Source organism: Arthrobacter sp. efr-133-TYG-120 (assembly GCF_030209785.1).
In the GTDB taxonomy this organism is placed as follows: Bacteria; Actinomycetota; Actinomycetes; order Actinomycetales; family Micrococcaceae; genus Arthrobacter.
In genome coordinates, this window is the sequence record NZ_JARVRI010000031.1 from 59,000 (window position 1) to 69,097 (window position 10,098).

Below are 10,098 nucleotides of genomic sequence, written 5' to 3' on the forward strand. Positions count from 1 at the left end.
ACCCCCGAAAACAATGGGTTTGCCTTCTGCGCCCTGGCGATGATCCGGCAAAATCCGTCGTTGCGATCACCTCTGTTCGTCGTGCAGGGCGAGGACGGCACGGATTTCGTCCATCACCTGCTCCGGGTTGTTCCAAATCTGCTCGGGGGCGAAGCTCAGGAGGTCAAAGCCACGTGCCTGCGCAGCGTTCAGGCGTTCCATATCTTTCCTCCAAGCCTCCCGCGAGCTGTGGAAGGCGTAGCCGTTGACTTCAACGATGAGCCACCGTCCAATGAGAAAGTCCACACGTCCCACGCCGCGGATTTTGACTTGGCGACGGAATGTCAGGCCTTCTGATTCGAACAGCAGACGGGCGCTGATCTCCGGTACGGATTCGGACAGGCCGTCTGCCTTGGCGAGAAGCCTCCTGGCGTTTCCGTAGTAGTTGGCGGAGATCTCGCTTTCGAGCAGGGCCCGCGGGATGCCGAACTGCTGCATGGCAGACTGCGCAATCGAAATGGCATCGACCTCTGGCAAGCAGACCAATGCGTGAATCACAGTGTCCTCGACGGATGCCAAGGGGACGGCATTCTCCCGAGATAGGCGTAGGCCGCCATGCCGGACGAAGCCCCGGCCCCGGCAGTGCCGCGTAGCCAGGTGCACGCGCATGGGCTTGTCCTTGATCCACAGGCCGTAGCGTAAAGCTGCGCTCGCGCAGGTGACATGCCCGTTATTGAGGATCGCCGTGAGGTATTCCTGATCCGCTGACGGGAGGGCCCACACGCCTTTTCGCGGTTGGTGTGCCCCGGCGGAAGCCAACTTGCGGATGGCTGAGGGCGTATAGCCGCTGGCGCGCAGTAGGCCCACGCGCGCGACCCCACCCACCGTGGCAAGGAATTCCAAAGCATCCATGGATCCAGCTATCCATGGAATTGCGGCTGACGCCCCAGGGAATGTGCCGTATGTGGATGAGTTGGCGGACATTCTGCTGGATCACCCGGGGGTGGCTTATCGCTAATGCCCGGAAAATAGAGGCTGTCCCCCGGTCCTGTCGGAGTGATCCAGCAGAATCCCTCGGGCGGCCCGCAAAATCCCGGTCTGTCTCCGCAAGGCTGCCATGGCGCACAATTGATCCGTGCGCACTTTTGGTGTGGAGGAGGAGTTGCTGATCGTCGATCCCGTGACCGGCGAGCCGCTCGCGCTTGCCGACGCGCTCCTCTCGGCCCCCGCCCACGACGGCGCCGCCCACGATGACGCTGCCCACGCCGCCCAGGATGGCACCGAACCCGGACCCACCCTCGAGGAGATCGACGGTCCCGATACCGGCCTAAGCCACGAGCTCAAACTTGAGCAGATCGAAACCCAGACCCGCCCATGCCGCAGCTACGCCGAGCTCCTGCACCAGATCCGCAGGGGGCGCGGCCTCGCCAGCCATGCCGCTCGGCGCCACGGCGCTCGGATCGCCGCGTTGGCCACATCGCCCGTGGATGCTGCGTTGCACACCACTCCGGATCCCCGGTACGCCATCATGCTCGAACGGTTCGGTATCACGGCGCACGAACAGCTCACGTGCGGATTCCACGTGCACACATCGATCGAGTCCCCCGAGGAAGGCGTGATGGTCTTGGACCGCATCCGGGACAAGCTCGCGGTCTTCACGGCGATGAGCGCCAATTCTCCCTACTGGCGTGGCCTGGCCACGGGTTTTGAGAGCTATCGGACGCAGGCGTGGAACCGCTGGCCTTCGTCGGGGCCGTCAGCCATCTTCGGGTCCCTGGCTGCTTACCGACGGGTTGTCCGTAGGCTCATCGAAACGGGAGTGCTGCTGGACGAGGGGATGGTCTACTTCGACGCCAGGCTGTCCCGGCACGTTCCCACGGTGGAGGTCCGGGTGGCCGATGTCTGCCTCCGGGCCGAGGATGCGGCGCTCATCGCGGTGCTCGTCAGGGCACTGGTTGAGACTTCTGTTCGTGAATACCATGCCGGAATAGAGCCCGCTGCCGTGCCCACTGCGCTTTTGCGGATGGCGTCCTGGCAAGCAAGCAACTTCGGACTGCGTACCGAACTGCTGGACTTCGGAACCTTTCGCCCGGAACCCGCCGCCGACGTCGTCTGGTCGTTGGTGGAATACTTGGAACCCGTGCTCGCCGAACAGGGTGAATTCGACTTGGTCCAAACCGGCGTGGCAGCCATCTTGAGCCGTGGCAACGGCGCTATCGAACAGCGTGGTGTTGCCGGGCGCTGGAGCGAGAGCAACGGGAGCGCGCCCGACGCCGCCGGGCTGGCCGCCGTCGTAGAGCACGCCGTCCAGATCACGATGCGCTCAGAGAGGGACGAGAGCGACACCAAGCCGCAACCCGTCCTCACCTGGGTGCGCCAGGACTGGCGCGAAGCGCCCGGCTAGACCTGCTTGAGGGCCCGCTCGAGGTCCCCGATGAGATCGTCCACATCCTCCAGCCCCACCGAAAGCCGCACGACGCCGTCGCTCAGGCCAATTGCCGCGCGGCCTTCCGGACCCATGGCACGGTGCGTGGTGGTGGCGGGATGGGTGATGAGGGACTTGGAGTCGCCGAGGTTGTTCGAGATGTCGATGACGGCGAGCCCGTCCAGCAGCGCGAAAGCGGCCTCCTTCGCCGATCGCCCTGCGGAGGGGAGCAGCTCGAAGGTGAGCACAGTTCCGCCGGCCTTCATTTGCTTTGCGGCGAGCTCGAACTGCGGGTGCGACTTCAGCAGCGGGTACTTGACCCAGCTGATGGCCGGCTGTTCCTCGAGCCACTCGGCGATCCGCAACGCAGACGCCGAGGAGTGGTTGACACGCAGCGCCATCGTCTCCAGACCCTTGGTCAGGACCCAGGCGTTGAACGCGGAAAGCGACGGACCGGTGTGCCGCATGAGCTGCTTGACGGGACCGTCGATGAACTCCTTGGTGCCCAGGATCGCTCCGCCAAGGACCCGACCCTGGCCGTCGATGTGCTTGGTGCCCGAGTAGACAATCACGTCTGCTCCGAGATCGCCGCAGCGCTGCAGGAGGGGAGTGGCGAAGACGTTGTCGACGACCACCGTGGCGCCGGCCGCGTGGGCCAGCTCGCTCACCGCGGCGATGTCCACGATTTCCTGCATGGGGTTCGACGGCGACTCGAAGAACACTGCGGTTGTCGGCTCGGACAGGGCAGCACGCCACTGGTCCAAGTCAGGCCCGTCGACGAAGACGGTCTCGACGCCCCAGCGCGGCAGGATCTCATTGAGGATGACGAAACAGGAGCCGAAGAGCGAGCGGGCGGCAACTACGCGGTCACCGGCAGCAAGCAACGCACCGAGGGCGGTGAAGACAGCGGACATGCCCGACGCCGTCGCGAAGCACGCTTCGGTGCCTTCGAGCAGGCGGAGGCGCTCCTGGAAGGTAGCTACGGAGGGGTTGCCGTAACGGGAGTAGACGAAGCGTTCGTCCTCGCCCGTAAATGCTCGCTCGGCGGCTGCGGCGGACTCGTAGACGAAGCCGGAGTTCAGGAAGACGGCCTCGGACGTTTCCTGGAAGTTGGTACGGTCAAGACCGCCGCGGACGGCCTGGGTGTCAGGGCTCCAGCTGGCGGCGTCAGGGTTGAAAGTCACTTAGATGTTCCCCAGGTTCGTCGGAAGTCCACGGTTTTTCCAGCCGTTCACGGTTCGCTCGCCGTAGCGGTCCGGCTCGCCCTCAAAGCCCTCGAGGACGTTGTAGGAGGTGTAGCCGGCCTGGGTGGCGGCAATCGCGGCGGCGATGGAGCGCTGTCCGGAGCGGCAGAGGAAAACCAGTTCGGTGCCGTCCGCCTCCGGGGCCTGCTGCGTCAACTCTTCGATGAAACGGGTGTTGGGGATGCCTCCGGCCAGGTTCCACTGGATGAACAGGGGATCGTTCTCGGTGGCTTTGGTGTCCGGGATGCCGATGTGTGCCCACTCGCCTTCGGTGCGGACGTCCACCAGGATGGCGCCCTGCTCAAGCTTGGCCCAGGCGTCGTGCGGGCTGAGGTCGCCTGCGTAGCTCATGCGTGGCCCTCGCCGTCGAACTCTTCATCAAGCTGATCCACCGCATTGGCAACGGCGGCATCTGCGCTTGCGATTGCCGCGGGCAGGACGATGGCCTGTGCCACGATTACGTCCGTGCCGTTGAAGGTCGCGGCCGGGCTGCCGTGCAACACGTATCCCTCCGCGAGGGCGGTGGAGATCCGCTCGCAGAATTCCTTGGTGTCAGGGCCCGTGATGAGACGGTACGAGAGTTTTTCTTCGGTGGGTTCAGGCATTGGTGCTCCTCAGTCACGCTTGCAGTTCGAAAGTGTCGATACGCCGAGTAGTCACCTGAGGCACCCCGCCGGAGAGAGGGTTGCCGACCAGCAAGTCAGGGCTTCGCGCTGGTGCTCATTACTCAAGAAGAAAAATAACATCCACGACGGCGGCCTGCATCACCGGCCGTCGTCATGTTCCGTAACCGGACGGCAGCCAGGCTGGCGAGGGCTGGGGTGCCAGCGTCCTAGGACTCGGTTTCATTGGGCAGCGGTTCCAGGCTCGCCTGGATCCGGGGTGGAATGGCGTCGAACCGCGACGCTACTGCCGTAGGGGAGTGATGAAAAGTGGAACCTTGATGCTTCCGGATTTCCAGCAGTTCGTGGACGGATATCCCGGTGGCCGTGGCGAGTGCATGCAGCGAGAGGCTGTTGTGATGAGCCAATGCAAAAACCACACCCGACAAGGCTTCGAAACCTTCTGTCTCGTAGATTTCCTTCACCAGGTTGGACATGCCATTTGCATCATCGATTGATCCCGCTGACGCACCAGTCGCCATGGCCGTCAGGGACCATGCAGCAGAGTCGGGGCTGATGTAGATGCTCATGTCGATACCCTACGGACTCAGGCCCGCTTGGGGAATGGGCGATACGTTTATCTTTATGGCAGCACTCACCGACCTTGACCGCCAGCTCCTCTCCGCTCTCCGGGAGGACGGCAGGGCCTCCGTGGCGAGCCTTGCGCGCAAGCTGGGCGTTGCTCGGGCCACCGTGAATAGCCGGCTTGAGCGTCTTGTCTCCTCGGGGACCATCGTTGGCTTCACCGCGAGGGTGCGCGACGAGGTGGATCCACTTGCGATCCGGGCCATTGCGCTCATTGCCGTGGAGGGAAGGTCGGCGGACAAGGTCATTCGCCAACTCCGCGGACTTCCCGAGATTTGGGCGCTACACACCACGAACGGCGGTTGGGATCTCGTGGCCGAGTTGCGCACGGAGAGCCTCAGCGACTTTGACCAGGTGTTGGGCAGGATCCGCGGGATCGAGGGGATCGTCAATAGCGAGACGAGCCTGCTGCTCAGTTCCGTCCTGCGATAGTCGCTTTTATGACGGGCGCCTGCCGTTGATCATTGTGTGCATAAGCAGTCATCATTTTGTGCATGTTTTCAATGAAAAGTACGTACTTTGGCAATTGTGGATGCATATCGCCGCTCCGTAGCCTCGTAGCAACAGTGCTTATGAGGGAAAGGAGCGCACATGACGCGCTTTGTCGATGTCCGCAATATGGTTCGTTGGACGGCCGGACGGGGCCCGGAGACCGTCATCTCGGAGATGATGCAGTACCTGGAAGACGACTTCCAGCGGTGGGAATCTTTTGACAAGACTCCGCGAGTGGCAAGCCACACGCCATTTGGCGTCATCGAGCTGATGCCCACCAGCGACCAGGAAACCTACGGCTTCAAGTATGTAAACGGACACCCCTCGAATCCCGCGCGCGGCTTCCAGACCGTGACAGCTTTCGGTGTCCTGTCCGACGTCCACAACGGCTACCCGACGTTCCTTGCGGAGATGACAGTGCTGACAGCGTTGCGGACGGCGGCCACGTCCGGCATGGTCGCTAAGAAGCTCGCGCGCCCCGATGCCCGGATCATGGCGATGATCGGAACCGGAACCCAATCGGAGTTTCAGGCGCTGGCCTTCCGGGCGGCCCTGGGTATAAACAGTGTGAGGATCTGGGACACGGACCCGGCAGCGATGGAGAAGTTCGTCCGGAACATGGCTCCCCTCGGCTTCGACATCACCATCGCAGACTCGGCGGCCCATGCAGTGGAGGGCGCCGACGTCGTCACCACATGCACGGCGGACAAGGCCAATGCCACGATCCTGACAGCAGACCAGGTTTCGCCCGGAGTCCACATCAACGCGATCGGAGGCGACTGCCCAGGGAAGACTGAACTCGACGCTGCCATCCTCGGCCTCGGTGACGTCTTTGTGGAATACGATCCCCAGACGCGGATTGAAGGCGAGATCCAGCAAATGTCCGCCGATTTTCCCGTCACCGAATTCTGGCAGGTCCTGGCCGGGCACGCTCCGGGCCGGACCTCCAAGGACCAAATCACGATATTCGATTCCGTGGGCTTCGCGATCGAGGACTTTTCCGCCTTGAGGTATCTCCGCGACGCCGTTGAGGGTTCGGAGTTCTTCGAGGAGATTGACCTCGTCGCTAATCCCGATGACCCCAAGGACCTCTTCGGCCTGGTGCGGGAACTGTCGCCGATCGGCTCCTGAGATGCCCAACTGGTCCCCACCGCCACCCTCGCCTCGCAAGTCCCCGTCGGCTCCCAGCCTTCGCGAGCTCAGGCAGGGACCCTCGCCGGCGGGGCCCCACCGCCACCCTCGCCTCGCAAGCTCGGCCAGGGAACCCGGGCGGCGTGGGCCCACGCATTTGTTGTCGTTTTGGAGCCTCTAAACGACAACTACTGCTAGTCAGTTGGGTGGGAGAAGCCTGGTGCGCCGGCCCCAGAACCGGCGCACCAGACGTTTTATCCGGGCATCCCGCCTGCCCAGCCCATCCCGCCGGCCCCGGCTACACCACCGCCAGGCGCAGGATCAGCTCGGCATGCCCGGGGAACCTCATGACGAGCGACTCGATGTCCCGTGCCGTTGGTTTCGCGGAGTCCGATCTCTCGTATCCCGGTGCGAGGCTGCAGCTCACCAAGGCGAACCCCGGCCCGGCCAACTCGGCACCGAACCAGGTGGAGTTCGGGGCAACTCCTTGCAACATCTCGCCTGCTTCCGGATCCGGCCCCAACAAGGCTTCGGTATAGCCAAAGTCCTGAAGTCCGAGCTCCCGGGAGAAGACGTGCAGCCTGATCGGTGTCCCCACGTGGAAGAACCACAATTCGTCCTGCTTGAGGGCGTGCAACTGGAGGACCTCACCCGCCTCCAGCAGGTACCAGTTGGAACTGTAGAGCGGATGGTCGACGCCGAAACGCGGAGGCAGCGCCGATCCGGCGATGTCCTCGTTGCTCACGAGCGCGGGCGCGAACCAGCCGCCCACGCTAGCGGGGGACATGTCCAGCCGTTTGATCCAGTCCTCTGCGAATCCACTCATGTGACCGGGTCCTTCAGTGAGAAGCAGACGGTGATGCCGATGATGTCCTTGCTGCCCGGGGTCCGCAGCAACCCCTTTTGGGTCACGATGTCCACATTCACCATGCCGCCCTCCTTGCTGGGGACGGCGATGGTCTCGTGGAAGTTGAGCAACGGCTTTCCGCTCGCCATTACTTCCTTGTCGTGCGCAACGTGTTCCGCGCGCGAGTCCTGGTGCCCGATCAGCTCCGACTTATCCATGCCCACCAGGTCCGCGAAGTTCTGGTTGACCCACAGGAAGACCGAATTCGCGTCCTTCACCACCCAGTACACGCCGTCCTGCCGGTCCAGCACATCGGCGGCACTCATAGGCGGAACCGTGGGAAGGAGCGCCGGGTCCAGCGCCGGGGCGACAGTCATGGCGCTGCCGCCGCTCCGCCGTCGGCCTCGAGTCTTTCGGCGAGGTCTTGCGCCAAGGCGACCATTGTCATGGTCGGGTTCCACGAACCGCCGGTGGGCCAGAGGCTGCCGCCCGTGACAAAGACGTTCTGCACGCCGTTGAGTCGGTAGTCGATTCCGACGACGGCGTCCTCCTCTTCGCCGATCGGCAGGCTCGAGCTTTCGTGGACCAATCCCGGAACGCGGCGCTCCGGGATGGCGGGACGCTCGGCACCCCAGGTTCCTTCGTCGGGATCTCCGTGCCAGTATTCGACCCGCTCCGCGCCTGCCGGGGAGAGGACCCGCTCCAGCATCTGGAAGGTTCCCTCGTCCATGGTGTCCCAGGTGTCGTCGTCGGTGGCGTTGGCCAACACCTGCAAGGTGACGTTGCAGGTGGGGTCCGCTCCGCCGGAAAGCCGCAAGTGGTTCTCCGGGTTGCTTTCGTCCAGTTCGCCGAGGACGGCGCAGATGAACACCAGGTAGTCCTCCGAGGACCGCAGCTGCGCGAGCGAAGCCGTGGCGACGACGTCGGGGGCGTAGCGTTCGGACTTCTGGGCGTTCTTGTCCGGGCAACGGTCCGAGAGGACCGAAAGCTGGACGTGGTATTGCATGCCGGCCGGGCTCTTACCCGCCAAATAGATGGCCGCCAGTTCCAGCTCGCCGAGTTGTCCGCTGAAATCAAAATCCTCGCGGGGAACCCTGGCCACCACCGAGGTGATGAAATGGGCGCTGAAATGCCCGCCGGCCCCCTGCACCTGCTGGAAGGAATTGAGGACCAGCGTTGCCGGCGGAAGCGTGCCCATGGCCAGGACCAGGTTGGCGTTGCCGACGTTCACTACGCCGCGGTTGGTGTTCAACGCGGTGGCCCGTCCGTCCTGCTGGAGCACGCTCAACACGGTGCAGTCCGTGACCATGCGAAGAGCCGCGCCCTTGCCTTGGGGCTCAAGTCCTGCTTGCTTGTCCGTCAGTTCAAGGAGGACTGCCGGCGTCGAGAACTTCGCGAAGTCCACGCCCGACGTCGCGCCGGTCGCCGCAGCGAGCGGTGCGGGCATGCTGCGGGTGGCGGAATCGATCTTGTGCAGGCCTGCCTCAAGCCGTTCCTGGAGGGCTTTCTGCATGATTCCGTAGACCGGCCGGGTGTCGTTGATGAGATCGACGACGTCGGCCGACCGGCCGGCGTCGATCTGGTCCGCCGAAACCACGTTCAGGAGGTCTTCCGCGGACGTGAAGTGCGACTTGGCGGCGTCCATCACTGCCCGCGGCCAGCCCCGCATTTCATCTTCCTCGGGGCGGGGGCACCATGCGCTCCACATGATGCTTCGTCCGCCGTAGAAAGGGACCATGCCGTGCTGCCACGAAATCTTGCCCGGCGGCTGGGTGGCGGTGGCAGCTGCCAAGGTCCACGGGAAGGTCTCCGAGAGGCCTCCCAGGGTCTCCTTGTAGGGCAGCGGCAGGTTCTGGAAGTGCTGCGGCAAGAAAAACGGACCCCGTTCAATGATCAGGATCCGTGCGTGCGGGTTGACTGTCAGTGTCCGCTCGGCGAAGGCGTAGGCGCAGAACCCACTGCCGATGACGATGTGGTCGAATTGTTCCTCTTCGCGGACTTTTTTCCATTCCCCCTCGGAGAGGAAGAAAACGTGATCCATGACTTTCTGGGGCGAGGGATCCTGGGGTCCGGGCGTGGGAAACCCGTGATTGAAATTCTGGGACGAAGAAACTGCACTCATAACGATGCCCTCCATCAACTTTGCTGATTCCACGGCACCGTGAAACCAGGTGCCCACTGGGCCTAGAGGCAGATCACCCTTCCCCAGCAGAGTTCACGGGACTAGTTAACTACTGCCGCCATGGCGGCACAATAGAGTTCGCGCAGCTAAATTGCCCGGCCCGCTACACTCGGATCCATGGTGGGGCATGGGGGAATCTCGGGGCAGCCCCCGGCGCGGTGATCCTGGAGGATTCCGGCACCGTAGGCGGCGCCGTTAGCGGGGTTGGACGGAGCGCACGGGTGGCGGAGTCGGGCTCGTACACCGTCACCGCAGCCTGTGTTGGCGCCTCAGATGTCCACCTTGTCATCGCCCAGGATCCACGGTCGGCGGCTGAAATCCGCCGGCAAGCCGCGGCTATTGAAGGTCTTCCGGTTCCGGTGGGGGCCCAAGTGGCCCGGGTGTCCGATGCGGCGGGGGCGGGCCGGGATGCGGAGGCCGGGGTACATGTTTGTGCAGGTGCGGCGGATGCGGGGCTGGGTGTGGCGGGCCACCGTGCGGCGGATGCGGGCCACCGTGCGGGGCTGGGTGTGGCGGGCCACCGTGCGGCGGATGCGGGCCACCGTGCGGGG

12 protein-coding genes and 1 riboswitch are annotated in these 10,098 nt (G+C 63.9%); of the genes, 3 read left to right on the forward strand and 9 right to left on the reverse strand.

The window, feature by feature from the left end; all coding sequences use genetic code 11:
• Positions 1-66: 66 nt before the first annotated feature.
• Positions 67-891 carry an endonuclease domain-containing protein gene (locus tag QRN51_RS17725; protein ID WP_284991152.1) on the reverse strand — a complete coding sequence of 275 codons (825 nt, stop codon included), beginning with the start codon at positions 889-891 and terminating at the stop codon, positions 67-69.
• Between the two features lie 223 nt (positions 892-1,114).
• On the opposite strand from QRN51_RS17725, the gene QRN51_RS17730 reads away from it, so the two are divergent.
• Positions 1,115-2,383, forward strand: a complete 1,269-nt coding sequence (locus QRN51_RS17730) for a glutamate--cysteine ligase 2 (RefSeq protein WP_284991153.1) — start codon at positions 1,115-1,117, stop codon at positions 2,381-2,383.
• Here QRN51_RS17730 and QRN51_RS17735 read toward each other — a convergent pair.
• From QRN51_RS17735 to QRN51_RS17750, 4 genes are all read right to left on the reverse strand, one after another.
• Positions 2,380-3,588 carry an O-succinylhomoserine sulfhydrylase gene (locus tag QRN51_RS17735; RefSeq protein WP_059389850.1) on the reverse strand — a complete coding sequence of 403 codons (1,209 nt, stop codon included), beginning with the start codon at positions 3,586-3,588 and terminating at the stop codon, positions 2,380-2,382. The genes QRN51_RS17730 and QRN51_RS17735 overlap by 4 nt on opposite strands.
• Positions 3,589-3,999, reverse strand: coding sequence for a rhodanese-like domain-containing protein (locus tag QRN51_RS17740; RefSeq protein WP_059389851.1), 411 nt, complete (start codon positions 3,997-3,999; stop codon positions 3,589-3,591).
• Complete coding sequence (locus QRN51_RS17745) at positions 3,996-4,253, reverse strand: DUF1737 domain-containing protein (RefSeq protein ID WP_028267606.1); 258 nt, start codon at positions 4,251-4,253, stop codon at positions 3,996-3,998. Before QRN51_RS17745 ends, QRN51_RS17740 begins: the two co-directional genes overlap by 4 nt.
• Before the next feature lie 10 nt (positions 4,254-4,263).
• Positions 4,264-4,376, reverse strand: a riboswitch (SAM riboswitch).
• A 104-nt stretch (positions 4,377-4,480) separates the two neighbouring features.
• On the reverse strand, positions 4,481-4,840 hold the full coding sequence (locus QRN51_RS17750; RefSeq protein WP_284991154.1) for a hypothetical protein: 360 nt from the start codon (positions 4,838-4,840) through the stop codon (positions 4,481-4,483).
• Between the two features lie 55 nt (positions 4,841-4,895).
• Between QRN51_RS17750 and QRN51_RS17755 the strand changes: the two genes are divergently transcribed.
• Positions 4,896-5,327: an Lrp/AsnC family transcriptional regulator gene (locus tag QRN51_RS17755; protein ID WP_059389854.1), complete on the forward strand. Its 432-nt coding sequence runs from the start codon at positions 4,896-4,898 to the stop codon at positions 5,325-5,327.
• 159 nt (positions 5,328-5,486) lie between these two features.
• Positions 5,487-6,518 carry an ornithine cyclodeaminase gene (ocd, locus tag QRN51_RS17760; RefSeq protein WP_284991155.1) on the forward strand — a complete coding sequence of 344 codons (1,032 nt, stop codon included), beginning with the start codon at positions 5,487-5,489 and terminating at the stop codon, positions 6,516-6,518.
• Between the two features lie 298 nt (positions 6,519-6,816).
• Here the strand turns inward: ocd and QRN51_RS17765 are convergent, their stop codons facing one another.
• From QRN51_RS17765 to QRN51_RS17780, 4 genes are all read right to left on the reverse strand, one after another.
• Positions 6,817-7,344: a cupin domain-containing protein gene (locus QRN51_RS17765; protein WP_059389855.1), complete on the reverse strand. Its 528-nt coding sequence runs from the start codon at positions 7,342-7,344 to the stop codon at positions 6,817-6,819.
• Positions 7,341-7,742, reverse strand: a complete 402-nt coding sequence (locus QRN51_RS17770; RefSeq protein ID WP_284991157.1) for a PAS domain-containing protein — start codon at positions 7,740-7,742, stop codon at positions 7,341-7,343. Before QRN51_RS17770 ends, QRN51_RS17765 begins: the two co-directional genes overlap by 4 nt.
• Entirely contained in the window at positions 7,739-9,487 is a 1,749-nt protein-coding gene (locus tag QRN51_RS17775; protein ID WP_284991158.1) for a GMC oxidoreductase, read from the reverse strand. Before QRN51_RS17775 ends, QRN51_RS17770 begins: the two co-directional genes overlap by 4 nt.
• Positions 9,488-9,816: 329 nt before the next feature.
• Positions 9,817-10,098, reverse strand: a 282-nt coding sequence (locus QRN51_RS17780; RefSeq protein ID WP_284991159.1) for a hypothetical protein, incomplete at its 5' end; no start/stop codon positions are given.